The organism is Butyrivibrio sp. VCB2001, assembly GCF_000423965.1.
GTDB lineage: Bacteria > Bacillota > Clostridia > Lachnospirales > Lachnospiraceae > Butyrivibrio.
The window spans coordinates 247,185-273,041 of sequence record NZ_AUIZ01000003.1 but is presented as its reverse complement, the minus strand read 5'-3'; the positions used below and the strand labels follow the sequence as shown (position 1 = coordinate 273,041).

The window sequence follows — 25,857 nt, the reverse complement described above, 5'->3', positions numbered from 1 at the left end:
TTTTCTCCTTTTTTCTCAAATAATATTTTCTTTAAACTGCTCTGCGAAAGTTTTTGATGTTGCTTTTGTTTCTCTCTGTGGCGTCTTCGCCGTACATATAATCAACGTATCCTTTTCCATACTTGGAAAAAGAGGTTTTTCTGATGTTAAGTTCATCGAGTATCTTTGCAAGTTCGATTGACATTGCTCCTGCGATCTTAAGTTCCATCAGGTGCTGGCCGGGAAGAAGGATGTCTTTTCCCACATTGCCTTCAGATAAGCTAAGCTTATCCGTGCGCCATCTGATGTTGGTGTCGAAGGTGATGCGCAGGTCCGGATCCTCGATTCCTGCCATTGCTATGCGGTCATAAGAGATTGCCATTGCAGGTCTTATTCCTTTGTAATACTTAAGGAAATAATCGATCTCATCTGAAATCTGGCTTCTTTCTTCAGGTCTTTTACCATCTACCAGATATTCCATGGCCTTCTTGTATGGCATTGAGATTCTTCTCTTATAGACAACGCCCTTGTACTTTTTCTTGATCTCGATAAAAGCATTGGTGTCATCATTTGCAACGCCGTATGTCCTTAGCCTTAGCTTTTCCTTGTAGACGGGCTTTTCAAGTGACCTTTCGATCAGCTTATAATCCGGCGTGTCAAAATATATATTTAAGATGGATGTTTTTCCGTAGCTGTCAACTTCTGCCATGCCTTCCAGTCGTTTTCTCAGCTCCGTATACTGCATATCATCCAACAGATATTTCACTTCGATTCTCTGAAATACATCCTTAAATCCTGCCATTTTTTCTCTCTCCGTTTTTGTGCGTTTTTGTTACCTTATAGACACATCATAAAAGCCTTGCCTAAAAATAACTTAAAACAGATATAAAGAAAAAATAATTCGCAATTATGTTATACTAGAGGTAGGGGAACACCGCTAAAAATACAAAGTTTCTAGGAGGTGTAAATGTACAAAAAAGGGGATAAGGTTATAATCCTGGATTACAGTGGCAAGCCACTTGATCCGCCTGTGGTAGCAGAGATCGAGGAAGTCTACGGAGATGACAGAGTAAGGCTCCTTCTGCCGGACCACGCATGCTGTATGGAGTTCGTTGATCGTTTTGAAAAAATAGATGACGAGAAATACGAAGAAATTCTTCACAGTGTAAGAAAAAGGGAGAAAGCCCTTGCAGTCGATCTTCAGCTGGATATCAGGAAGTTCGCTTCCAAACATCCAAGAAGAAGGAAAGATGAGATCTTCAATGTATTTAACCAGGACAAGCACTATGTGTCCGTCCTGAATGCTTATGCCGGCAGATGCCAGATGTACGGCGAGGAAAACATAAGCGAGCGCTTCTTATATGAATATAAGGACGCACTGGCAGGAATCATCAGGACCAGAACCTTCTTCCATGATCTGGATGAGAGCATTCCGGTTCCTACTTTTAACTAACCTCGCTCCTGCAGCTTGAGAGCCCGATTCCTATGGCCAGCATCAGGTAGGGCGTTGAAGTTACAGTTGAGAAAGAGACAAGAGAATTAAGAAAATATGCAATGACAGGGAGTGCGCAGATAGTTGCTGCGCGCTCCTTTTTGTTCTTAATAAATGCGCAGAGGATCGTTCCCATAAAGAAAAGATAAGTGACAACTCCAAGAAGTCCTCTTTCTATCAGCATTGTCAAAAGCTCGCAGTGAGCATTGGTAAGCTTATTGCCGGGGAACGTGTTAAGCAGGGAATCTGCGATCTCAGGCACGGAGTAGGCATAAGAATAAAAGCCGTCCTGGCCGACGCCCACAAGCTTCCTCCAGGGCGATAGAGTATGGAACATATCTGCGCTGATGCTCCAGATAAGCCCTCTTCCGTTTCCAAAGCTATACCCGAAGCTGCTGCGCAGTTTATAAACCGCTACCGCTGCTCCAAGTCCCAGCGCAAACAGCAGAACCTCCGTAAAGAGCTTACCCCTCCACTTTCCGCTGATTTCCTCAAACAGCCTTGATAATCTGTACAGGAAAAAGGCGGATGCCATGAGGATAAGTCCCTTAAATCCGCTGCAGGCCTGAACAAGGAGATTATCCTGGTAATTATAGAGGTTTCCAAAGGCCAGCATAAGGATATCCACTATCTCCATGGAAAGTCCTAAGATAAAGAGCTGAGCTGACATCTTCAAAAAGCTCTTTCTACTGCCAAGGCTCCTGAAGAGCAGCAGCAAAAATGCGCCTATTATCACCAGTGCTCCGCTCTCGCTCCCCTGGGTAAGAAGAGCTACCAGTCCCAGAATCTCGTAGAGGGCAAGAAGAAAGAACTCTTTGGAAAAGAGCTTTTCAGTATAGCAAAGGCCTATCCCCAGCGAAACAAACACTGAAAGAAAGCCCACGTACCAGTTGATGTTACCGATGGTGGCCACAAATGAATTATTCTGATGAGCGATGGCAATTGGGTATATTCCGAATCTCCCGAGAATCCCAAGAACAAACTCAAAGGCGGGAGTCAGCAGCAGAGCAGCTGTGATATATTTTGAAAAAAGTTCCTGCCCGGAAAAGACAAGTGTAAAAAACAGCATAAGGATTACAGTAAGAAAGCCTCCTCTCCAGCCCTCAAGGCCAAAGAAGGAAACGGACTTATTTATGGAAAAGACAAAGCTTATGATGTTGGAGAACAAAAAGGCCATGAGTCCGAAAAAAGCAAAGCTCTCTTTATCTATTCCTGACAAAAGCTTTTTTCTCTCAAACAGCACAAGTACAAGGGCAAAAGCCGCGCTCACTCCCAGGTACAAAAGGCCCTTACTCTCTCCCAGCATATAGTAACCATCCTTCATATATAAAGGAAGGATGGTGCATATTATTATCAGATAACCCCAGGTTATGTATTTTCGCAATTTAGTAATTCTCCTATGGCAGCATTCTTTGGCGTTATCTCAAACTCCACTTTCTTTTTGGTGCTCGGGTGCTTAAAGACATACTTATAAGCGACCAGGCAGACATTCTCTATTCCGGCTTTTTCTGCATATTCCCGGCTTTTCTCATTTCCATACTTATCATCACCAATGATTGGATAGCCTCTGCTGGCCAGCTGGATCCTAATCTGATGGAAGCGCCCTGTAAGAAGATGGATTTTCAAAAGAGCTGTCTCACCCTTTGTAGCTATGACCTCGTATTCCAGTTCTGCCTTCTTGGCTTCTCCTCCGATGGTCTCTATCTTCTCATCTTCCTTATAAATATCGGCAAGTCCGTTGTCCGCGCGCCTTATGAGAAGGTCTGCCAGATGCCCCTTTGATTCCGCAGGAATTCCAAGACACAGGGCATAGTAGTATTTCTCTGTCTTGTGAAGCTTAATCTGCTGTGCCAGATCTGATGCAGCCTTTTTATTTTTAGCCAGCACGATAACACCCTCAACAGGCTGATCCAGTCTGTTCACAGTAGCAACATAGGGCGGCAAATTTCTTTGCCGCCCTTTGGTATTCATCTTATCTTTGCGGGCAAGATAATTTCTTGCTGCGCTCACAAGGTCCATCCTTCCGGCCTTAGCGCCTTCTGTTGCCATACCTGCCATCTTGTGGCAGACCAGGATGTCCTCGTCCTCATAAAGATAATCTATGCTGTTAGTCATTCATCATACCTTGAATCTGTAACCTACGCCCCAGATAGTCTCAATGTACTGAGGATTGGAGGTATCATATTCGATCTTCTCACGGATCTTCTTGATATGTACTGTTACAGTAGCGATATCACCGATGGAATCCATGTTCCAGATCTTGCGGAAGAGCTCTTCTTTTGTGAACACGTGGTTAGGGTTCTCAGCAAGGAAGGTAAGAAGATCAAATTCCTTGGTTGTAAAGCTCTTTTCCTGATCATCGACATATACACGTCTTGCTGTCTTGTCGATCTTAAGGCCTCTGATCTCAACGAAGTCATTGTTCTCATGGCCTGAGCCTACAAGTCTTGAGTATCTTGCCATGTGTGCCTTAACACGGGCAACCAGCTCTGAAGGGCTGAAAGGCTTTGTGATGTAGTCATCTGCACCAAGTCCCAGTCCTCTTATCTTATCAATGTCGTCCTTCTTGGCTGAAACCATAAGGATCGGCACGTCTTTCTTTTCTCTGATGCGCTTACATACTTCAAAGCCATCCATTCCGGGAAGCATAAGATCAAGTATTATAAGATCAAAGTCCTCCGCAAGTGCAGTTGCAAGTCCAGCATCCCCAGTGTTCTCAATTGCAACCTCAAAATCGCTAAGCTCAAGATAATCCTTCTCAAGGTCAGCAATCGCCTCTTCATCCTCAACAATAAGTATTCTACTCATACACTCTCTGCCTTTCTATGGATTATTGTGTTTCATTAGCTACAGTTACTGTATCAGAGTTATCCGCATACTCTACGTACTTCCTCAGTACGAAATGCATGCAGGTACCTTCGTTCTCGTGGCTGGTAGCCCAAATATATCCGCCGTGGTCCTCAATGATCTTCTTGACGATCGAAAGACCGATTCCGCTTCCGCCCTGCTTGGAGTTACGGGAGGAATCCGTTCTGTAGAACCTGTCGAAGATATTGGGGATATCCTTCTGGGCAATACCCTTACCGTTGTCCTCAATCTCGACTCTCACCGAATCGATCTCATCCAGGATCCTGATATCGATCTGTCCGGTTCCGTCGTCTCTTCCCAGGTACTTAACACTATTGTTAACAATGTTGTTTATTACTCTCTTGATCTGCTCAGCATCGGCTACTATCAATGTATCCGGCGCTATCAGATTGGAGTAGTTGAGCTTGATGTTCTTGCTCTCGAGATCAGCACCGATCTCATCTATACAATCCCCGAAATAATCAGCCACATTGATCTTGGTGAAGTTATAGGGAATTCTGTTGTTATCAATACTTGAATACAATGTAAGCTCATTAATAAGGTTGTTCATGTCGTTGGCCTTGCTATTAATGATCTTAATGTATTTCTTCTGCTTGTCGGGACTGTCTGCAACGCCTTCCAAAAGGCCCTGTGAGTATCCCTTTATAGCAGTGATAGGTGTCTTTAGGTCATGGGAGATATTACTGATAAGCTCTTTGTTCTGCTTCTCCCTCTCTATCTTCTCTTCCGCAGATTCCTTAAGACGAAGTCTCATGTCCTCGTAGTTTCGGTACATGGCTCCGATCTCACCCTTTTCCTTGACATCCGTCGGAAGTACAAAGTCGAAATTTCCATCCTTGATGTGCTGCATCGCGATGTTCAGCTGATTGATTGGCCTGAAGAAACTTCGCCCCAGCCACATGGTCAGAAGAAGGCTGGTCACGAGCAATATGAAGATTATCGCAACGCACATGTAAATGACAAGCGATGTAGTGACTGCAGTTCGAATGGTTGAGATGAAATACAGACTACCCCTTGCGCCATCGGAAAACAGAAAGTCTACCTGTCTTACCAGATGCTTGGACGAGGTGTAATAAATACCCTCGATACTGTTACCATAGCCCGGAAGCTCATTGATAACTGCCTTGGCCTTGTCTCTGCTGGCAGCATAATAAAGCTCATTGCCCTTTTTGACTATGATGAAGGAATATCTTGATTCCACCTGCGCATCCAGATCTGAAAGGAACTGTTCATTCTCCAGGATAAACGGATTGGATAACATATTGATGGCGATTTCTTTTACCAGCTCATCGGTCATCTCCGCAAAGGTACCACCCGGATCTGAGATCATACCGTAATCAAACGCGGTGGTATGCTGCTGCAGCTGCTGTTTGTAAGCCATATAGCGGCCAAAGGCCATAAATGTGCCCACTGCCAGGATAAGCGGAATGACAACAATCGCCAAGGACGTAATTAAGAGTTTTGTACGAAATCTCATTGTGTCCCCCTAAGCCATAATTAAGTATATCATATTTTGGGCAAACTTAAGATATTTTTTATAGTAGTTTTGCTTGATATGCGACTTTTACCATGCTACACTTTAATGCGGATAAAAAAACGTTTTCCACACGATTATACGGAGGCTTTGATAATGATCAATTGGAACAATCTTGATACCCTTAATTCCTTTAAGGAACTCTCTAATGTTTCTAAGGTTAACCTTCAGGAGGTTATGTCAGGCGAGAGCGGCGCTGAGAGAGTTAAAAACTACTCAGTACCTATGGCAGCCGGTCTTTCTTACAACTACGCAGCAAAAGAGGTTAACGACGAAATCCTTGCAGCACTCAAGAAGCTCGCTGAGGAAGCTCAGCTTGCCGAGAAGTTTGAGGCTCTCTACAACGGAGAAGTTATCAACACAGGTGAGAAGCGCCTTGTTCTTCACCAGCTCACAAGAGGCCAGCTTGGCGATAAGGTAGTTGCTGACGGCGTAGATAAGAGAGAATTCTATGTTAAGGAGCAGAACAGAATCGCTGAATTTGCAAAGAAGGTTCACTCAGGCGAGATCGTAAACGAGAAGGGCGAGAAGTTCACAACAGTTGTTCAGATCGGTATCGGCGGATCAGACCTTGGTCCAAGAGCTATGTACCTTGCTCTTGAGAACTGGGCACACAGAACAGGCAACTTCAAGATGGAAGCCAAGTTCATCAGTAACGTTGATCCCGACGATGCATCAGCCGTACTTAATCAGATAGATGCAGCTCATTCAATCTTTATTCTTGTATCTAAGTCAGGTACAACACTTGAGACCCTCACCAATGAGTCTTTTGTTATAAATGCTCTTAAGAACGCAGGTCTTGATGCTTCCAAGCACATGATCGCAGTTACATCAGAGACATCACCTCTTGCAAAGAGCGACAACTACCTTGAAGCTTTCTTCATGGATGACTTCATCGGCGGACGTTACTCATCAACATCAGGTGTTGGCGGAGCAGTTCTTTCTCTTGCATTCGGTCCTGAAGTATTTGCTCAGTTCCTTGACGGCGCAGCTGAGGAAGACAAGCTCGCAGCAGGAAAAGACCTTATGACAAACCCTGCAATGCTTGATGCCCTCATCGGTGTATTTGAGAGAAACGTTCTCGGATACGAGAGCACAGCAGTTCTTCCTTACTCACAGGGACTTAGCCGTTTCCCTGCACACCTCCAGCAGCTTGATATGGAGTCAAACGGAAAGAGCGTTAACCGCTTCGGCGATCCTATAGACTATGTGACAGGACCTGTTATCTTCGGTGAGCCCGGTACAAACGGACAGCACTCCTTCTACCAGCTCCTCCACCAGGGAACTGACATCATTCCTCTTCAGTTCATCGGCTTTAGAAACAGCCAGCTCAGGAACGATGTAGATATCCAGGGCAGCACAAGCCAGCAGAAGCTCTGCGCTAACGTTGCAGCTCAGATTGTAGCATTTGCCTGCGGCAAGAAGGATGAGAACCTCAACAAGAACTTCAAGGGCGGACGTCCTTCAAGCATCATCATCGGTGATGAGCTTGATCCTAAGTCTCTTGGTGCTCTTCTTTCACACTTCGAGAACAAGGTTATGTTCCAGGGCTTTGTATGGAACATCAACAGCTTCGACCAGGAAGGTGTACAGCTCGGTAAAGTCCTTGCCAAGAAGGTTCTTGCTCACGATACAGACGGAGCACTTGCAGAGTACAGTAAGCTTCTGAACATCTGATATAACTTAAGTAAATGAAGACAAAAATTAAGGGAGCTGATTTTCAGCTCCCTTTTGTTATATGTATTTATGCTGTTATTACATGGACTTCATCATTTCCATTACAAGTGCCGCGCAGTCTTTTGCTGCCTTCTTCTCAAACTCCGGATAGTCCATTACGTCAGATCCGTCAGCCTTATCTGAGATTGCTCTGATGATAACGAACGGGATCTTGTTGAGATAGCACGCCTGAGCGATTCCGGCGCCTTCCATCTCGCAGCACATTCCGCCGAGATCTTTTATAATGGCGTCCTTGACGTCCTTCTCAGCAATGAACTGATCACCGCTGCATACCCTTCCTTCAAATACTCCAAGGTCAGGTGCTGCTGTCTTTATTGCAGCCTTTGCCTTCTCAATAAGCTCTTTATCTGCAGGGAAAGACAGTACTCCCATCTGTGGGATCTCGCCCTTCTTATAACCAAAGATAGTAGCATCTACATCGTGATAAGCTGCATCGGTTGAAAGTACGATGTCGCCGATGTTGATCCTTGCATCTAAAGATCCTGCAACTCCTGTGTTGAGTACATGTGTTACTCCGAAGGTGTCTACCAGGATCTGTACGCAGATACCTGCGTTAACCTTACAGATTCCGCTTCTTACTACTACAACCTCTGTAGTTCCGATGGTTCCTTCAAAGAACTCCATGGATGCCTTATTTACTGTGTTTTTAATAGTCATGGCAGCCTTAAGAGATTCTACCTCAACCTCCATGGCGCCAATAATGCCGATTTTCACTATAGATTCTCCTTCTTATTCCGGATAAACAAGATGCTTTTCATCTATTCCGTACAATGTATTGTCCAGATATCTCTTTGAAATGAACTTAGCCATTCCAAGGTTCATGTCCAGATAATTGCCGCAGTCTCTGGGGCTTGCTCCGGGAACTTCGCCCTCAAAATCTCTTGCGAACTCAAACATTCTTGTGATAAGAGGGACAATGTCCTTTGAATCAAGGTCTCCTGCAAGAACTACATAGAAGCCGGTTCTGCAGCCCATAGGTCCGAAGTAGATGGTTTTATCCTTGTACTCAGGATCGTTTCTTAAAAATGTTGCACCCAGATGCTCAAGAGTATGGATCTCTGCTGTATTCATAACAGGCTCTTTATTGGGAGCAGTCATTCTAAGATCAAAGGTCGTTAAGGTCTCCTGTCCAACCTTATCTTTCCTTGATACATAGATTCCGGGCTCAAGATCCAAATGATTGACGGTAAAGCTAGCGATTTTTTCCATTTTAAACCATTCCTTTTATTATTCTCTGGCTGTCTTGTGGAATACATCATAGGAGTCTTTTAAATACTCTTTGATATTCTCGTAGTCCCTGTTTGCAATAGCCGTGTAGAGCGTATCTACGATATAGAGCTGAGCAAACCTTGAACTGTTCAGTCCGCTCTTTTTATCAATCTCGGGAGAGGTTGCAAAAAGAACCTGATCACAGCCGGTGGTCAAAGCATTGTTACCAAGCTTTGTAACTGCTATTGTAGCAGCTTTACGCTCTTTTGCAATATTGTAAAGCTGCATAATTTCAGTATTTTTAGCATTGTCTGCAAAAAAGATTGCCACATCATCAGGTGCTATCTGGGAAACTGTCATGAGGTTCATGTGATGATCCTGATTGAAAACTACATTGTAGTGTATTCTAAGAAGCTTGCAGTAAAGATCGTATGCAGCTATTCCCGCAGTTCCTACGCCGAATACCTGTATCTGCTTTGCTCCGATGATTGCTTCAACCGCATCATTGAAAGCTTCTGCAGCAAAGAGTCTGTATGTAGTCTGTATGGCCTGAACACTGGTTGCACAGATATTGTCGGCAATTGACTGAAGCGAAGTATATTCGTTTACATCCTTGAAGGCAATCTTAGGCGCATTCTCACCCACCTTTTCAAGGTTTGTGTTAGCCTCAGCGTAATATGCGTTTTTAAGGTCCTTGAGACCATCATAGCCTATGGCCTGTGCAAATCTTGTCCAGGCAGCCTGAGTAGTCCCCGACATTTCCGCCAGCTCTTTTATGGGATGTTTAAAGAGTGCATCCTTATGTTCCAGAACATAATCTGCCACCAGCTTCTCGGAAGAGGGCAGCTCATCATAACTACTTCTAATTTTTTCACTTACGATATTCATGTGCAGCCTCCATACATAAAATTCTCCCACTTACTAGTATATCGCATTTTTGATAACGAAATGAAATTAATTTTCAAACAATTACGAATCTGTTTCTTAAATATTTATAAAATAAAGAGTATTTTCTGTCTCTTTGTGATATTCTGAATTTACGGCAGTTATTTGTGTATTTATGCACTTAAGCGCAATGCGCAGGAAAGGAGATTTCTTATTATGAAATGGGTATGTCAGGTATGTGGTTATGTTCATGAAGGCGACACTCCTCCGGAGGCTTGTCCTGTATGTAAGGCACCGGCTGAGAAGTTCACCAAACAGGAAGGCGAAATGGTTTGGGCTGCTGAGCATGTAGTTGGCGTTGCTAAGGGCGTTCCGGAAGACATTATTGAGGATCTTCGTCAGAACTTCAACGCAGAGTGTACTGAAGTTGGTATGTACCTTGCTATGAGCCGCCAGGCATATAGAGAAGGTTATCCCGAGATCGGTGATTATTACGCAAAGGCAGGCTGGGAAGAGGCAGAGCATGCTGCTAAGTTCGCAGAGCTTCTTGGTGAGGTATTAACTGACTCCACAAAGAAGAATCTTCAGATGCGTGTAGATGCTGAGAACGGCGCTACAGCAGGAAAGACAGACCTTGCAAAGAGAGCTAAAGCTCTTGATCTTGATGCGATTCATGACACAGTCCATGAGATGGCAAGAGACGAAGCAAGACATGGTAAAGCTTTCGCAGGTCTCCTTAAGAGATATTTTGGATAATTATTCATTTTTATGCATAAAGCAGATTTTGAGGATTGCCATTTCCCGTGGCAGTCCTCTTTTTTTGTGCCAAATTTTTCCTGATATTTATATGAATTTTGATATTCTGAAAAGATTTTTGTAAAATATACTTGACATTATTCTATTGTGGTTTTACTATATGATTATCAGCTGACAGATAAGTAGTTAACATATAAACATTGTTTCATTCTTTATTAGGAGGAGAAATATAATGAACGCAGTTGCATCATATGGAATGGTATTTGGTTTAATGATTGGTCTTGTTATTGCAGTAATACTTCTTAAGTTTGCAAACAAAGATCACAGGTTTAAGACACAGTACGACGAGAGACAGGAATCTATTAAGGGTCGCGGATACAAGTACAGCTTCTACACTCTTGCTTGCCTGGAAGCAGCTCTCGCAATTCTCGAGATCGGTAATATCTCATTTGGAATTGAGAGATATCTGGTACATTTTATTGTATTACTCATCTCTTTCGCAGTTCTGTGTGTACACAGCATCTGGAACGGAACCTACTGGGGACTTAACAACAACCGCAAGCGCTATACTGCAATCATAGTTATAGCAATAGCTTTAAACCTCATCCCGGTTATTGCTTCAATCGCAAACGGAACACTTGCAAAAGAAGGCTTTAATTCACTTCCGCTTCTGAATGTGATCGTTCTTATTTGGATGGCAGTGATCGGCATTTGTGCCCTTGTTAAGAAAGCCTTCGATGCAAAAGAAAATGAGGAGGACTGATCTATGAAGAATCTGAGACTAAAAGCCGCAAGGGCCGGCAAGGATCTCTCCCAGGATCAGCTTGCCAGCCTCTGCGGAGTATCAAGACAGACCATAAGTGCCATTGAAAAGGGTGACTACAACCCCACCATCAACCTCTGCATCGCAATATGCAAGGCTTTGGACAAGACTTTGGACGAGCTCTTTTGGGAATAAGTACAGTATATGGGACACCTCTTTTGCGACAATCTAATCATCGCAAAGGAGGTGTTTTTTATGGATGCAGCATATTCAGCTTACAGAGAGATCAGAATTGAAGAGAACAGAAAGAGACGTCTTCGCATAGTAAGACGCCAGAGAATCATCCTCGGTCTTGTGATAGCACTTGTAGTTTTTAGTTTTGCATTTCTGTGTTCCAAGCTGGTGCTGTCAGCTCATTCCGAGAACGAAAGGTTTAAATACTACACAACTATAACCGTTCACAGTGGTGACAGTCTTGGAAGCATTGCAGGGGATTACATCTCCTCAGAATACAAAGACGCAGACTCCTACATAAGAGAAGTCTGCGCAATTAACAATCTGGGTGAAGACGGACGTATCAATGCCGGCGAGAGTCTTGTAGTGCCCTACTATTCAGATGAATTTAAGTAATTTATTTCTCAGCGATGATTATGCAGTTGGAGTCCGGATATTCTGCCGGATTACCCTTTTCATCAAGGAGTTCTACAAGTTTTCCGAGATTATCAGGATATCCCGGCTCAAGGAGCTCTTCTGCAAATATGATCTTAGCCCCCAGTTCGTTAAAGAACTCTTTATACTCGTTTAATGTAAAGTATCCAAACTGCTCCTGTACCTCATGGGCATAGCTCTCAGCACCCCAGGTATAAGTGTAGAGGAACTCTCTGATAAAGTTCACATCTCCGGTTACAGTAAGGGTTTTCTCATCAATAGAGGAAACCTTTTTCTCTTCCGGAATATCTTTAAGTCCCTTGAAATCATTCATATAGTTTTTAAAGAAATCAAGACCGGCTGCGGTCTTAAACCTGATGCTAAGGGGGTATGAGCCTTTTGTCTTAACACCGTCTCTTATTATTATCCTTCCGCCCTTATTTAAGCTGTCATAGGCATTTCTCAGAGCTTTTTTGACACTGTCGATCTCAAACCTTCCGCCATCCGTCTCAGTATAGGAATAAATTTCATGCAGTATTGAGGAAAAGATAATGCTGCCAACCTTAGGGTCCATGGTATCATCGACAAAGTTGTGGACCTGAACTTCCCATTTGTGGCCATCGCGGTTTTTCTTCTGGTTAAGAGTTTCAATGACATTAGCTGATATGTCTGTTCCGATTACCTTCTTGTCGGGATAGCTCTTTTCCAGCTTATCAAGAAGGATTCCTCCGCCGGATCCAACATCTACAACGCTCTCTCCGACCACGTAGTCGATGATGCTGTCCTTGGTGCTGGAAGTTACATCATTCATGGTCTTAAGATATTTATCCTCATTGTTAAGCCTGTCAAAGGCATCACGCCTGAAACCGAACATGTCATAGAGAACGATTATGCTCTTCTCAAAGGTGAGAAGTCCGCTCCTTTCTGCTTCCACGCAGAAGTCTATGAGCTTCTCACAGACAGGAGAGAACTTAAAGTCAACAAAGGCAGATCCATTTTCTATCTTCACATCTATGTCCACGTTCTGGACCGAAGAGTCGAGAATGTATTTCTCTATGATCCTCTTCTTGTAGATGTTTACGTGCTTTTTGCCCTCGTAGTCGTAGTAGAGACTATCTGAGAGAGGCTTGAAGTTAAGGTGTCTTACTTCTTTTCCTGATCTGTTTATAGCATCTAAAGTGTTTGAAAGAATTGTTCTTATCTGACCCATGTTGAAATCAGAGAGCGCTGATTCAAAATACCACAACTCGAATTTCGGGAAGATGTTTTTCTCAAAGAACTTTACATCATTTTCGAAGAATTCTATTTCTCTGGGGCACAGTTTCTGTAGTCTGTACTGGGCAGTAAACTCAGATAAGTCTCCGGCGATGATCCTGTCAATCAATGACTCAACGCTTTTCTTAATGTTGTTCCAGATATTCTCACTGGCTGCTCTGATAATGCACTCATTGAGAGACATGAGGATTTCTTTCTTCTCATCATCTTTGATCTCAAGAAGTGGAGCATTGGCGGATACGGAGATCTCGCCTCTGATGCATTGGCCCACAATTCCGTGAGTCTTTATGAGAGTATAGATTGTACCTGCATCTCCGGTAACGTCTTTGTAAATTTCAGCTGAGGCAATATTGTGGATATCCAGTGGATAACCCTTTTCAATCCAGGTTTCCCTCTCCTTGGAAAGACCTCCCTTGGCTACTTCCGACCATTTTAGGGTTGTCTCCACAATTTCTTTTACCCTGCTGCCAAGCTTATCCCTCTTGGCTACTTCATCCAGAATATCAAGGGTTCTGATGACATACATGAGAGTCTCTCTGCCGGAAAGGCTTCCCATGCTCTCAAGTCTCTCTGCATTTACATAGACATTGTCAGTGCAGGTGAGAAAGCGAAGCCATACGTGTTCTTCTAAAACTCCCTGTTTAAGGCTTCCGCCATTCTCAAAGTATTTATAAAAATTACTGCTCATTATATGCTCCTTAAAAATTTTTCAGTTCATATCATAGCACAAAAAAAGAAGGAATCAACTTCTGCCTAAGGGCAGCGTTTATTGATTCCTTCTAAATGATGTTAATTGGATTCTCTTGTTTCCATAAACTCATCAATGACTTTATAGATTTCAAGGTTTGGATCATCAGTCATCTTTATCTGTGCGCCAAGCTCAAGGAGCTGATCCTGGCCGGCTTCTCTCTTCTCCCAAACCGGAAGTATCTCTTCTGATGAAGAGCCATCAGGGTTAAGAAGATATCCGTTGGGATCGCCGTTGTAAGCAAAGTTCACCCAGTAGCTCTGCATGATCTCGGATAGTTTATAGTCTTCATCCTTGTATAGTCCAGGATGTCTCCAGAGATTGCCATAGGCATAGGGAAGCTCACCTGCGTGGTAATTGGAGAGAATATTGTTGGTCTTGGTGAAGTAATACTCGTAGGCCGGTCTGTTCTGAGAGACCATGTAATTGTTCCACACATAGTGGGAATAGCTAAACCACATGGCGCTGTACGCCGTATTCAGAGCACCCTTGGCTTCTCCCTTGGCATCAACAATAAATGACTGATCCCTTTGAGGAAGGTCCCAGGGCACAACCTCTGCCATGTCATCGCCGTATTCAGGCATATCTTCTGCAATCAGGTCCTCATAGTTCTCTCTGGTTGCCTCAGTTCCCAGCAGGAAGGCATCAGCCTCTTTTGCATTAAAGCCGTTAAGCAGAGCCTGCTCGTGATTTGCGCCTCTCTCATAGGTGAGGTAGGGCTGTTCTGTTATTGCATATCCATCAACAGTCATTGATGAATTCTGAGTATGAGTCTTAACCAGCTCCGTGGCAGGGATGTTTCTCAGTTCAGCTGATGATGATACACCAAACTCATCTCTGACCTCGTCGCCTGTTGCAACAGCATCCTCGTAATACCTGAAGGTGTGGAAAGGCTCTTTTGCCACAATACCACTGGACTCGGCTATCGCATATCTAAAAAGTCCCTCGGTAAGTGGCGATACGCACAGTGCGTTTACTGAGGATGCACCGGCTGATTCTCCGGCGATGGTGATCTTGTTCTTATCACCGCCGAAGGCTTCGATATTATCATAAACCCACTGAAGGGCTGCTACCTGGTCAAGAAGTCCATAGTTACCGGTAGTTCCGTTGGGAGATTCTGCCTTTAAGTCATCGGCTGCATAATATCCGAACACGCCAAGTCTGTAAGCAAAGTCGACAAATACTACTCCCTTGGCTGCCAGGTTCTCTCCCCTGTACTCGGAATACGAGGAATGACCTGTGGTAAGGGATCCTCCATGGACATAGAAGATGACAGGAAGGAGTTCAGCTCTGTCGTCTCCCGGTGTAAAGACATTTAAGTAAAGGCAGTCTTCACTAACTTCCTCTGTGTATTCATCCCCGAACTTCACCTGATAATCATGCCAGCCAAGGATGTGCGAAAGAGAATCGTAAAAGACCGAGCCTTGAGTCTGCATAGCTCTTGGTCCGAAGTGGTCGAATGCTCTTACGCCATCCCATCCGTCAGCCTTCTGGGGCTCCTTAAATCTGAGCTCTCCTACAGGGGGCTTGGCATAAGGAATTCCGGCATAAACTCTAGCTGAGTGGTCCTTGTTATAGACACCTGTGAGCTGTCCCTGCTCTACCTCAACAACTTCCGTAACGTCGGGATTTCTGTTATCTACAGCAGGAACTCTTTTAACAGGGGGCCTTGTCAGAAACAGATTAAGCACCAGAATTATCGCAAATATCAGAAAGGCCAGAAGCGTATTCTTTTTGCTTCCGATCTTTTTGTAAAAGACATTTCGGTAAAGAAGCAGAGCAATGGTAGCAAGTATTCCCACTACCCAGCCGATGATCATGTTCTTAGAAAGTTCAAGGACTGCTATATAAAGCAGTCCTGTCAAAATCACAAAAATATTAAATAAAACCATTACAAGATCCTCATGAATCAGAAGCTATAGGTTGCTACAAAGTCCATTCCCTCAGGAGCAGCAACATCCGGCTTGTCGCATGAAAGCACGGGCTTTCTTCCCTCTGAAAGAAGCTGAGCCTCAAAGTTATAAAGGGCAATTCCTATATCTATTTTCTGAAGGTCATAGTCAGGAGTAATGTATCCCTTGTCGTGTGCCTCAAAGAAGTGAGCCTTATTATCCTCTATCACAATTCTCCAGGGCTGCTTGTTTACAGCTGAAGGTGCAAGACGAACTACTTCAAGAGCGTCATGAAGTCCCATTCCCATGGATGCACTCTCGGTTATAGGTGTTGCAAAACTTCCGTTGTAAAAGAGCTCTTCAAAAGACTTTCTGGTATCAGCCTTAACGCCCTTTCTCATAAGGACTTCCTTGACTGACATCTTAGCTGCTGTAACTCCAAGAGGACTCATACATGGCATGAATTCTCCGTCCTTAAGGCCTGAAGCTGTCTCAAACTTATCTCTTGGCATTGTTCCGCCGATCCATACTGTACCAAGTCCCAGCTGATGTGCCTTCATAAGAAGCTTCTGGAAAGCGTATCCGTAAGCCTCTTCCATATGCTCTTCTTTCTTAACCACAGCTGATACATATAACTTCTCGCCGCTGAGCACCGGGCTTGAAAGGTTATTCTCCTTAGCATCAAGGAAAACAAATCTTACATTTACTCCGTAAGGATTTGTGATGTTCTCAGCATACTCTTTTAACTCATTAATAACATCATCAGACGGGTAATTGCCGTCAAATGCTCTGACACTGCGTCTTGTCTTTACTTCCTCAAGAAAACTCATGCGTAGACCTCCATTTGAATTACATTGTGTACAATGCAATTGTATCACACATTCATCAAAACGCAAGTGTTTTTTGAGCCCTAGGGACGGAGTCAGTGGCTCATTTTTATCACGCTCTTGTAAGTGGGATGGCAGGCACTTTCATAAACCCTAATTGTGGCTCGATATTATTAGCCACCATTTTTTCTGCATCTTCCTTACTGATCGGCATATCGACTTTAGTGGGGTCTATACCGTTTGCCTCAAAGAACTCACCCAGTCTGATACCCACAAAGGAACCGCCTTCATCAAGCATGATCATCTGAGCCCCAAGATGCGCAGCTATAGTAAATACAGATAAGAAATTAAACTGATCCTTCCTGATTGCTCCGATGAGACCGTACTTCATATCCTCAGTAACAAACCCATAATGCTGCATCCAACCTGTTGCGACATTAACATCACTAAATACATAAAGCGCCGGAACACCGCCAAAGTCTTTAGTACTTATCAGCGGAACACTTGTATTATTTTCCTTATCATATTGTTCTCTGGACAATGCAAAAAAGAGAACAGGCTGCTCATATACTGCTTTCATAAGCTCAGTATACGGTGTTTTCCAGTCTCCCTGCTCCTCCTTGGCCTTATTAAGCTGCGCCTTGAACTCCTCAAGACTTGCTTTGTCATAAGCCGGCCTTTCCGAACTAACCGGCTTCTCATCTTCTTTCTTTTTTAAAAAATCAAAAATTCCCATATCTCTCTCCCAAATTTTAAATCACGATCTTCTTTCAAACACAATCTCTGTATCGCTTGAAAGATCATCTCTATATACATATCCAAGTCTGTCAAAAGACCTGATATCTTTCGGATCTTCAATTCCGCGCTCAGCCATGAACCTAACCATCTCGCCTCTGGCCATCTTGGCATAGGTACCCTTAGTTACGAATTTCCCCTTTGCCATCTCGCCAAAGGTCACCGTTACATAGTTGTCTCCTGCTCCCAGGTACTTCTCTATACACTTTGAGTACTCCTTGGAAGCCAGGTTGACTATAACCCCGGACTCATCCCTCACTTCTTCGTACAAGCGAGATCCCCACAGCTCATATAAATCTTTATGTCCGCCAATCTCCGCTTTCGCCTGCATCTCAAGCCTGTACGGTGTTACACCGTCCATGGGCTTTAGTACACCATAAAAACCTGACAGTATCCGCAGATGCTCCTGAACATAGTCAAAAGAGCTATCCTCAAAAACTGCAGGTGCCATGTATTGAAATGCGATTCCTTCATACGCCAGTATAGCAGGCGTCAGCCTTTTGCTAAGATCCATTTCCTTGATACGCCTAAAATTCTGCTCGGCTATCTTGTCATTACAGCCCCAAAGCTTTTGCAGATCTTCATAAGACTGCTCGCGTAGCCACTCAAGAATTTCCTGTGTATGCTCCAGAAACACAGGTAATCCCTGATACTCAAGCTTATCCGTATCTACATTCATTTTCTTGGCAGGGGAAAGGATTATCCTCATTCAAGTTCTCCCAACATCTTTTCCGGATCATCAGCTGCCTTAACTTTGTCATTAGCCCTTATGATGATGCCTTCTTCATCGATCAGGTATGTTGTTCTTACTACGCCCATGGATACTTTTCCATAGTTTTTCTTTTCTTTCCAGACATCATAAGCTTCTATCACTTTGCGCTCAGGGTCAGCAAGAAGCGTAAAAGCAAGACCGTATTTTTCCTCAAATTTCTTGTGTGAAGCTACCGTGTCTTTGCTTACTCCCAAAACCACAGCACCCTTCTCTGTAAACTGCGGATATCTCTCAGAAAAACCACAAGCCTGCTTGGTACATCCTGCGGTATTATCCTTGGGGTAAAAATACAGAATTACCTTCTTACCTCTGTAATCCTTAAGTGAATGCATTTCTCCGTTCTGATCCGGAAGCTCAAACTCCGGAGCCTTAGTTCCAACCTCTAACATAAGATAACCCTCCTTTTAGCTTGTTACCAGCCTTCCTCTGCGCTCTGCAACGCCTACTGTTATCTGCATACCGGCGTTGAATTCGATGACGTCATCAAGAATTCCGTCGGAAAAGACAACTCCCTTTTCACTCATGTCCGAAGTGAGTATCAGGTTCTCCTTCTCTTTGATCTGTCCGTAAACAATATCCGCCTGTGTGAAACGGCTTGGATAAGGCTCTCTTACCTGGAAGGTAAGATTTCTGCTGCTCCAGTCATATTCCGGTTCTCTGATCGCTCCCAGGCCAAAGGCCATTGCCATTCCCTTAAACTCAGCCATTACAGATTTATGCCAGCCGGTCATTCCAAAGCCTGTTGAAATAATGATACCCGAAGATGACTGATTTTCAATACGATTCCTGTAATTTATGTGATACTTGGCAGACGTATGATTCTCTACGCCTACAAAGAAATCATTTACTGCGTAAAGAACCTGTCCGTCCTTTGATGTGACCTTACCCATTGTAACATCTTTTGCACTGAATTTCTCATCTATTACTCGTGGAAGGATTCTCTCCATATCCCCTGCTTCAAAGGGGAGCAGCACCCCGTCCCATCTTTCAGGATCGGGGTTTACTCCTATGAGGGGCTGGCCATCCAGGTACTTCATGACATTTGCCACAAGACCGTCCTGGCCTACGGCGATAACGATATCCTTCTCTCCGAAGATCATGTTGGGAATATACTCCCTGTCAATCTCCTGGAGTCTTGCTACCGGGCGGACATAGCTTCTTACCTGCTCTAGGACTGCATTATAAATCTTGTCCTCTCTCTCGTAGTCGGTAAAATCCGCACCCAGATGCTCTATGTAAAATCTTGCCTGCTCTACTGTGTTGTAGCGCCTCTTAAGTTCTTCATATCTGGTGCGTCTCTTAATGAGAACTACCTTATTCATTCCTCTGTCAGCCATGTCCGCCTCCTAAAACTTATGCCTGTTTTTTTACCAGGTTTTCTCCGATTCCGTTTGCTATTGTCTGAAGAAGATCAGGTGTCATGTTGAAGGTACCGATCTTATCAGCGTTTTCTCCGATGTTCATGAATGCCCTTGCCATGAGGGTTCCGGGATCCATCTGAGCCATTGCACATGCTTCAACCAGTGCAACGTTTAGGTTGTTGTATGCTCTCACAATGCCTTCAACTGCATAGGCTTCCTGGTCCGCCTTGATCTTAGCATTCTCGGCTTCCAGAGCTGTATACTCTTTGTTTTTCTTCTCCAGTTCGATTTTTCCAAGCATCTCTTCATTGTCGATCTCCATTTTCTTTGTTGCTGCTTTTTCTCTAAGTTCCAGTTCTTTTTCCTGTTTCTCTGTATCAAGTGCAAGATTGGCCTTCAGGGCTCTGAGCCTCATAGCCTGCTCTTTTTCCTGCTTCTCATTGTTCATGGTAAGCTCTGCCTGAAGAGCCTTGAGCTTCATTGCCTGCTCTCTTTCCTGCTCTTCCTTCTTCATGTCCAGTTCACACTGCTGGACATATTTCTTCATATCCTGCTCTTTCTCTTGCTTCTCACGTTCCTTCTCTGCAACCTTGATCTCGGTGTTGATCTCATTTTCCTTGATGATCCTCTCCTGCTCGATGGCTGCATTTCTTCTCATGTAGATCGCATCATCCTGTTCCTTAAGGATTTCCTCTCTGGCTGCTGCTTCAAGAGCTTTCCTTGTCTCAGCGTTTGGATTGATGCCAAGGATATTAACTCCCACGATGCTGACACCGAGCTTTGTAATAGATTCATCAGCTTCAAGCTTATCGACGATCACCTTGGCCATCTCATCGGCACATCTTATCACTGTCCTTACATCTTTCCTGCTGACTTCCCTGATGATGATCGCCTTGATGATGTTGTTGATCCTCTTTTCCAGAAGTGCCATCGTAACAGCTATCTTCTCATATACCGCAGCTCCCTTGTTGTAAGAGAAGTCCAGCATCTGTGTTGCCTTCTCGTAATCCGTGAGCATGTAGGTCGTAACACCCTGTACACATACTCTCTGATAATCACTGGTAACAAGGTCATCAAATGCAAATGCTCCGTCAAAGGCGGTAGAAGGCGCTACCATAATATTCGTTGTCAGCTCGTTGTAAAAAAGTGAAAGACCAAGTCCCTGTTTCACTATCTTTCCGTTCTTAACCACCATTACATAATCATTTGGACTAAACTTTTTAAATTTCATATCCTGCCCCTCCTTATTTATAGGTTTTATTAGTAGCGATTTGCTACTATTTATTTCTTGATTACATATTAGTAGTAATTTACTACTTTGTCAACAGGCAAAATAAAAAAACCTCGAAAAATTTCTTTTCCAAGGTTTTCATTCGTTATTCTTATCCAATATATCTGTATTCTGCCGACATCTTATTGCTGGTCTTGGACTTTATCTTTTCCCCTGTGGCCTCGATCTTGGGCGCTACCAGTGCTCTGAAATTGGTCTTATAGAGCTTCTTGCCAAGGACCAGCTCGTACAGAGCCTGAAGATCAGGAAGAGTAAAGGTTTCCCCGGCCATGTTAAAGGCAAGGTCTGAGTTTTCAAAGAAGGTCCTGAGCTTCATTATAGATTCAATAATGATCTCCACATGGTCAAAGGCAAGCTTCTCGCCCTTACCTTTTGTGTCTGCCACCCTGTTTTCATACTCAATCCGGCCATTCTTAAATCTCTTTATGCTGACAGGATAAACAATCTCAGCTCCGGACTCATCGTTATAAAGCCTTATCTTATCATCCTCAAACTCAAGGTCAAACCACTCTCCTGTGGTCTTTATCTCTGACACATCGCCGACCAGAGCAAGGTATGCGATACTCATAACCCAGGTTCTCGGGTCACGCCCGGGCCTTGTGAAGGTATAAATCTGGTCAAGATACACATCCTTGATACCGGCTTCTTCGTAGAGCTTCCTGGCTGCAGCCTGATAAGCTGTCTCGTCCTTTTTGATAAATCCTCCGGGCAGAGCATAAAAGCCAAGATATGGGTGTTCATCTCTTTTTATCAAAAGAGCCTTCAAATGGGCGAAAGTCTCGTCCACACCAAGGACGAGAATATCCGTCGTAACTGAAGGCTTGTCATACACCGTATCTGTGTACTTTTCCAAAAACTCTTTTTCAGTTAATCCGTTTAAGTCTCTGCGCTCTGTCATGTGAGCCACCTTTTGTCATGCATTCATTGCCTGCTCGATTGCGTAGGAGAGCTGATCCGGACAGGATGTTGGCTTAAAGCCGCACTTTATTCCGCGGAGCTTCGCAATAGCATCTTCTGCCTTCATGCCCTCAACCAGTCTTGATACTCCCTGAAGGTTTCCGTTACAGCCGCCTGTAAATTTGACCGACTTAATTATATCTCCGTCAACCTCAATATCTATCTGGGTTGAGCAGGTTCCTCTTGTCTTGTATATCATGATATTACCTCTATTACTGAATTTCTTCGTTTATTATCTTAACGATTGTGTTTGTGGCGCTGTGAAGATTACTCTTGCTCATTGCCTCAACATATTTCTCTCTGTCGTTGTAGAGCTCTTCTATTGTCTCAACAAGAATGTCCTCATCAAGGTCGTCATTGTCGATTACCATAGAGAATCCCTGCTGTTCAAAGCTCCTTGCGTTGAGCATCTGATCTCCTCTGCTGGATTTGGTTGAGAGTGGTATCAGAATGTTGGGCTTTTTCAGAGCCAGCAGTTCGCAGATTGAGTTTGCGCCTGCTCTTGATACAACTATGTCAGCCATTGCAAAGATATCTTTAAGCTCATTCTTGACGTACTCAAACTGCTTGTATCCCGGTACTGTGAGCTTGAGGTTGTCCATCTTCTCTTTTCCGCAAAGGTGCACTACGTTGAAGTTGGGAAGGAGCCTTGGAAGTGCATATCTTACTGTCTCGTTGACAGACTGCGCACCGAGAGATCCTCCGATAACCATAAGAACCGGTTTGTCATCTGTAAAGCCGCACAGCTCTTTTCCTGCCTGCTTTGATCCCTTGCCGAGCTCTTCTCTTATAGGTGTTCCTGTAAGAACCGCCTTATCTGCGGGAAGAAGTCTCATGGTCTCAGGGAAGTTGCAACAGATCTTGCTTGCTCCTGACATGCTCAGTCTATTGGCAAGTCCGGGAGTCATATCCGACTCATGGACGATATACGGAATCTTAAGAAGGCCTGCAGCTCTTACTACGGGCACGCTGACATATCCGCCCTTTGAAAAGACAACGTCAGGCTGGATCTTCTTAAGAAGAGTTCTTGCTTCGGACATTCCCTTTAAAACTCTGAAGGGATCTGAGAAGTTCTTGGGATCAAAGTATCTTCTGAGCTTACCTGTTGAGATCCCAAAATACGGAATGTTGTAGTCCTCAATAAGCTTCTTCTCGATGCCTTCGTAGGAACCGATGTAGTATATTTCAAAACCTGCCTTCTTCAGGGCTGGTATCAGGGCAATGTTAGGTGTTACATGTCCTGCGCTTCCGCCGCCTGTAAGTACAATTTTCTTAGTTGCTCTCTCACTCAATTTCTTATCCTTCTTCCAAGCTTACTTGCTGTATAAGTATATCATTTTTTAGCACATGTAAAAAGTCATTCTTCCTCTGATGCGTAGTTAAGAAGGCCATCCTTCTCGTATGGAAGGATATAATCATTTACCACATCATCAGCAAAGGCGCTCACTTCATCCAGCATTTCTTCGTAGTTATCCATAGTCATCTCATACTCCCCGGCAATGATGTGATCAAGCATAAGTCTGTTGATCTCCGGAGAAAAATGAATGGTATCCATGTAGTTATCAAGGTTTGTCGTAACTTCCTTCTCGCCCTGGAAACAGAAAATCCTGACGTTGTCATAGGACAAAAGAGCCTTCGTCATCTCTTTTTCGCATCGGATAATTGCGTCTTTCTCGCCTTCCCGAAGGCTCATATCCCACCAGAGCATTGAATAGGGCGGATAAAAGAAAATGAATTCCGTCTCGGGATGAGCCTCAACCTGCGCTGTCAAAAGTTCAATGTTTGCATTTACCTTATCAAGATACGCATCCTCTGAGAGCATCTCTTTTACCTCAGTAGGTCTGAAGTACAGACCCAGAGCCATATCCGAACCAAAGTTCTTCCACTTGGCCCAGTTATAGGAGAGATTCTCATTATAGTCTCCCATGAAGGAATTGGCCACTGCATAGGGAATCTTCTCAAATAAGACATCCTTGTTATAGAGGTACTGAATGTCATTAAACGGATTGCTGTCATAGAGATACATGGGACAACCTGTGGATTCGTAGGTAGTCTCCGCCTCTCCGTAAAGCGAGGATGGATCAATATTGTAAAAGACATATTTAAGATCATGCTCTTCGTAGGCCACATCCAAAAGGTAACACAGATCCGCTGTGGCTCCATAGGACCTGATAGCCTTGATGGCTTTAACGCCATAGGCATCGTTATACCAGGAGTTGTCGTTGTTCTCCATTACTGAAGATCCCACAAGAAGAGCATCGTAATCAAAGTTCCTGAGAGTCCCGACACACTGATATTCCTTGTCATTTAAAACCGCCTTCATTCCAAACCATGGCTTATGGTAGTGATAGAAGGGATCAAAGGCATAGACTACTGCTCCGATAAAAACAAGGAGCACCAGAACTGCTATGGCAAACCTTTTTATGAAGTTTTTCGAGTTTTGTTTATCTGACATGTATTGTTACCGTTTCAAGATTAGTACTGGAAGTAAATAAATGTGCTGACATTGGAGAGTGATATAAAGGACCAGACGAAAACTATTGTCAGTCCAAGTACAGTCTTAAAGCTAAACTTCGTCTCCTCAATCATCTCCTGAGTGTTCTTCCTTGTCATGATAAAGGCGCTGACTATCAGAAGTACAATAAGTGTCGCCATATATACTATTGTATCTCCCCCTGCGATACCCAGCTGGGAAAAGAGCTGTCTCGGGATATAGTTCTCTGCAATGACCAGCTGAGATGCTGTCCTGTAGAGGAATCCCGGGTAAGTCCAGAAAAAGAACTGCTTAAACATCTGAATTGCGTAGGTCATATCCTGTGACCTGAAGAACACAAGCGATACTACAAACATAAAGAATGTCAGAGCATTTCCCACTGCCCTCGGAACCATAAATAAAGGCTTTTCCCTAAGGAGGTATCTTCTTGGCTTGGCACTGCTTTCCTCACTCTTTGAAGGCTTAACACCTACAATTCCTAGATCATCCCACACAACCAAAAGCCCCTGCATAAGGCCCCAGCAGATATAGGTCCATCCGGCGCCGTGCCAGAGTCCGCTCAGCACAAAGACTATAAGAACATTAATAACGGTTCTGAGCTTGCCTTTTCTGCTTCCGCCAAGCGGAATATAGACATACTTGATAAAGAATCTGGACAAAGTCATGTGCCATCTCTGCCACAGCTCTTTTGCACTTGATGCCTTGTAGGGTGAGTTAAAGTTTACAGGCAGCTTAAAGCCAAGCATCATGCTGACGCCGTTTGCCATATCGCAGTAGCCCGAGAAATCCAGATATATCTGGAAAGCATAGGCGAGCATTACAGCAATCACGGTTAGCGTATCCATGTAATATGTGTAGTGGAAGCCGTAGTCCACGGATTTAGCAAGAGTGTCTGCCAGGATGACCTTTTTTCCAAGACCTATGATAAAAGACATAAGTCCTTTGGCGAAGGTGTCCGTATCAAAGCGCCTAAGGCTCTTTTGCCCAAACTGGTCTATCATCTCCTTGTGGAACGCAATAGGTCCCTGGATAAGCTTGGGGAAATACACGGTATAGAGCGCATAATCGATGAAGGAATAGTGAGGAGCTTCGCCGTTTGCTCTGTCCACAATAAACGATATCTGTCCGAAGGTAAAAAAGCTGATTCCTATGGGCATTAGTATCTCTCTTGCGGAAAGGTGTGAACCCACAAGAGCATTTAAGTTATCCACAAAAAATCCCAGATATTTGAAGTAAAAAAGCAGTGAAAGATTAAATAACACGCCTATGACTTTCAAAAGCTTTTTGGAAGAAGGTGCCTTCTCCATGACAGCGCTTAAGCAGAAGTTTACGGCAATGCTGACAAGGAGTATCACAAGAAATGATACCCCGAAGGAATAGTAGAAGTATAAAGACAGGCCAATCAGAAAAACATCAGCTATCCTGAAAAGCTCTGCCCTGTTTAAAAGATGCCAGCCTATGAGCAAAATCGGCAAAAAGGCCAGTATAAATGTAAAGGAATTAAAACCCATTCATTTTCTCCACGTGTAAACTCGAAAAGAGTATAACACACTTCGCCATCTTTCTGAAAAAAA

Annotated in this window: 27 protein-coding genes; 6 read left to right on the top strand and 21 right to left on the bottom strand. The window is 43.9% G+C overall.

Annotated elements, in window-relative coordinates; genetic code table 11:
• Window positions 1-31: 31 nt before the first annotated feature.
• Window positions 32-781, bottom strand: a complete 750-nt coding sequence (locus G589_RS0105950; protein ID WP_026521443.1) for a polyphosphate polymerase domain-containing protein — start codon at window positions 779-781, stop codon at window positions 32-34.
• A 165-nt stretch (window positions 782-946) separates the two neighbouring features.
• On the opposite strand from G589_RS0105950, the gene G589_RS0105945 reads away from it, so the two are divergent.
• Window positions 947-1,432 carry a hypothetical protein gene (locus G589_RS0105945; protein WP_026521442.1) on the top strand — a complete coding sequence of 162 codons (486 nt, stop codon included), beginning with the start codon at window positions 947-949 and terminating at the stop codon, window positions 1,430-1,432.
• Here the strand turns inward: G589_RS0105945 and G589_RS0105940 are convergent.
• From G589_RS0105940 to G589_RS0105925, 4 genes are read right to left on the bottom strand one after another with little or no spacing between them, the layout of a single operon-like run.
• Window positions 1,425-2,855 (bottom strand): O-antigen ligase family protein, encoded by a 1,431-nt coding sequence (locus G589_RS0105940; protein WP_026521441.1) that lies wholly within the window; start codon window positions 2,853-2,855, stop codon window positions 1,425-1,427. The two genes, G589_RS0105945 and G589_RS0105940, sit on opposite strands and share 8 nt — an antisense overlap.
• Window positions 2,840-3,586: an RluA family pseudouridine synthase gene (locus G589_RS19030; RefSeq protein ID WP_035775466.1), complete on the bottom strand. Its 747-nt coding sequence runs from the start codon at window positions 3,584-3,586 to the stop codon at window positions 2,840-2,842. The genes G589_RS0105940 and G589_RS19030 overlap by 16 nt, the downstream gene beginning before the upstream one ends.
• A gap of 3 nt (window positions 3,587-3,589) precedes the next feature.
• Entirely contained in the window at window positions 3,590-4,279 is a 690-nt protein-coding gene (locus G589_RS0105930; protein ID WP_022769330.1) for a response regulator transcription factor, read from the bottom strand.
• A gap of 22 nt (window positions 4,280-4,301) precedes the next feature.
• Window positions 4,302-5,816 (bottom strand): sensor histidine kinase, encoded by a 1,515-nt coding sequence (locus G589_RS0105925; protein WP_026521440.1) that lies wholly within the window; start codon window positions 5,814-5,816, stop codon window positions 4,302-4,304.
• A gap of 153 nt (window positions 5,817-5,969) precedes the next feature.
• Here G589_RS0105925 and G589_RS0105920 point away from each other — a divergent pair, with 153 nt between their 5' ends.
• On the top strand, window positions 5,970-7,550 hold the full coding sequence (locus G589_RS0105920; protein WP_026521439.1) for a glucose-6-phosphate isomerase: 1,581 nt from the start codon (window positions 5,970-5,972) through the stop codon (window positions 7,548-7,550).
• A 78-nt stretch (window positions 7,551-7,628) separates the two neighbouring features.
• On the opposite strand, the gene G589_RS0105915 is transcribed toward G589_RS0105920, so the two are convergent.
• From G589_RS0105915 to G589_RS0105905, 3 genes are read right to left on the bottom strand one after another with little or no spacing between them, the layout of a single operon-like run.
• Window positions 7,629-8,324 carry a 5'-methylthioadenosine/adenosylhomocysteine nucleosidase gene (locus G589_RS0105915; protein WP_081668945.1) on the bottom strand — a complete coding sequence of 232 codons (696 nt, stop codon included), beginning with the start codon at window positions 8,322-8,324 and terminating at the stop codon, window positions 7,629-7,631.
• A 15-nt stretch (window positions 8,325-8,339) separates the two neighbouring features.
• Window positions 8,340-8,819, bottom strand: a complete 480-nt coding sequence (locus G589_RS0105910; protein WP_026521437.1) for an S-ribosylhomocysteine lyase — start codon at window positions 8,817-8,819, stop codon at window positions 8,340-8,342.
• Between the two features lie 18 nt (window positions 8,820-8,837).
• Window positions 8,838-9,707, bottom strand: a complete 870-nt coding sequence (locus tag G589_RS0105905) for a MurR/RpiR family transcriptional regulator (RefSeq protein ID WP_026521436.1) — start codon at window positions 9,705-9,707, stop codon at window positions 8,838-8,840.
• A gap of 210 nt (window positions 9,708-9,917) precedes the next feature.
• On the opposite strand from G589_RS0105905, the gene G589_RS0105900 reads away from it, so the two are divergent.
• From G589_RS0105900 to G589_RS19020, 4 genes are all read left to right on the top strand, one after another.
• A complete protein-coding gene (locus G589_RS0105900; protein WP_026512544.1) occupies window positions 9,918-10,460 on the top strand; it encodes an NADH peroxidase in 543 nt (180 codons plus the stop codon).
• A 232-nt stretch (window positions 10,461-10,692) separates the two neighbouring features.
• Window positions 10,693-11,223 carry a hypothetical protein gene (locus G589_RS20980; protein WP_051192206.1) on the top strand — a complete coding sequence of 177 codons (531 nt, stop codon included), beginning with the start codon at window positions 10,693-10,695 and terminating at the stop codon, window positions 11,221-11,223.
• A gap of 3 nt (window positions 11,224-11,226) precedes the next feature.
• Entirely contained in the window at window positions 11,227-11,418 is a 192-nt protein-coding gene (locus G589_RS0105890; RefSeq protein WP_022769319.1) for a helix-turn-helix transcriptional regulator, read from the top strand.
• 60 nt (window positions 11,419-11,478) lie between these two features.
• A complete protein-coding gene (locus G589_RS19020) occupies window positions 11,479-11,853 on the top strand; it encodes a LysM peptidoglycan-binding domain-containing protein (RefSeq protein ID WP_051192205.1) in 375 nt (124 codons plus the stop codon).
• Window position 11,854: 1 nt separating this feature from the next.
• Here the strand turns inward: G589_RS19020 and G589_RS19015 are convergent, their stop codons facing one another.
• From G589_RS19015 to G589_RS0105820, 13 genes are all read right to left on the bottom strand, one after another.
• Window positions 11,855-13,834 (bottom strand): methyltransferase, encoded by a 1,980-nt coding sequence (locus G589_RS19015; protein WP_051192204.1) that lies wholly within the window; start codon window positions 13,832-13,834, stop codon window positions 11,855-11,857.
• Window positions 13,835-13,935: 101 nt separating this feature from the next.
• Entirely contained in the window at window positions 13,936-15,786 is a 1,851-nt protein-coding gene (locus G589_RS0105875) for a carboxylesterase family protein (protein WP_026521435.1), read from the bottom strand.
• A gap of 17 nt (window positions 15,787-15,803) precedes the next feature.
• A complete protein-coding gene (locus G589_RS0105870) occupies window positions 15,804-16,616 on the bottom strand; it encodes a nitroreductase family protein (protein WP_026521434.1) in 813 nt (270 codons plus the stop codon).
• Between the two features lie 109 nt (window positions 16,617-16,725).
• The gene (locus G589_RS0105865; protein WP_026521433.1) at window positions 16,726-17,349 is read right to left on the bottom strand and encodes a hypothetical protein; all 624 of its coding nucleotides are present in this window, start codon (window positions 17,347-17,349) and stop codon (window positions 16,726-16,728) included.
• A 21-nt stretch (window positions 17,350-17,370) separates the two neighbouring features.
• Window positions 17,371-18,117: a peroxide stress protein YaaA gene (gene yaaA, locus G589_RS0105860; RefSeq protein ID WP_026521432.1), complete on the bottom strand. Its 747-nt coding sequence runs from the start codon at window positions 18,115-18,117 to the stop codon at window positions 17,371-17,373.
• Window positions 18,114-18,569, bottom strand: a complete 456-nt coding sequence (gene bcp / locus G589_RS0105855; RefSeq protein ID WP_026521431.1) for a thioredoxin-dependent thiol peroxidase — start codon at window positions 18,567-18,569, stop codon at window positions 18,114-18,116. Before bcp ends, yaaA begins: the two co-directional genes overlap by 4 nt.
• A 15-nt stretch (window positions 18,570-18,584) precedes the next feature.
• Window positions 18,585-19,517, bottom strand: coding sequence for a sugar kinase (locus G589_RS0105850; RefSeq protein WP_026521430.1), 933 nt, complete (start codon window positions 19,515-19,517; stop codon window positions 18,585-18,587).
• A 16-nt stretch (window positions 19,518-19,533) separates the two neighbouring features.
• Window positions 19,534-20,772: an SPFH domain-containing protein gene (locus tag G589_RS0105845; protein ID WP_026521429.1), complete on the bottom strand. Its 1,239-nt coding sequence runs from the start codon at window positions 20,770-20,772 to the stop codon at window positions 19,534-19,536.
• Window positions 20,773-20,923: 151 nt separating this feature from the next.
• Window positions 20,924-21,730, bottom strand: a complete 807-nt coding sequence (locus G589_RS19010; protein ID WP_035775463.1) for an NUDIX domain-containing protein — start codon at window positions 21,728-21,730, stop codon at window positions 20,924-20,926.
• A 15-nt stretch (window positions 21,731-21,745) separates the two neighbouring features.
• Window positions 21,746-21,988: a TIGR03905 family TSCPD domain-containing protein gene (locus G589_RS0105835; protein WP_022769305.1), complete on the bottom strand. Its 243-nt coding sequence runs from the start codon at window positions 21,986-21,988 to the stop codon at window positions 21,746-21,748.
• A 13-nt stretch (window positions 21,989-22,001) separates the two neighbouring features.
• Window positions 22,002-23,081, bottom strand: coding sequence for an undecaprenyldiphospho-muramoylpentapeptide beta-N-acetylglucosaminyltransferase (locus tag G589_RS0105830; protein ID WP_026521428.1), 1,080 nt, complete (start codon window positions 23,079-23,081; stop codon window positions 22,002-22,004).
• 65 nt (window positions 23,082-23,146) lie between these two features.
• Window positions 23,147-24,244: a hypothetical protein gene (locus G589_RS0105825; protein WP_026521427.1), complete on the bottom strand. Its 1,098-nt coding sequence runs from the start codon at window positions 24,242-24,244 to the stop codon at window positions 23,147-23,149.
• A gap of 20 nt (window positions 24,245-24,264) precedes the next feature.
• On the bottom strand, window positions 24,265-25,794 hold the full coding sequence (locus tag G589_RS0105820) for an MBOAT family O-acyltransferase (RefSeq protein WP_026521426.1): 1,530 nt from the start codon (window positions 25,792-25,794) through the stop codon (window positions 24,265-24,267).
• Window positions 25,795-25,857: the final 63 nt, after the last annotated feature.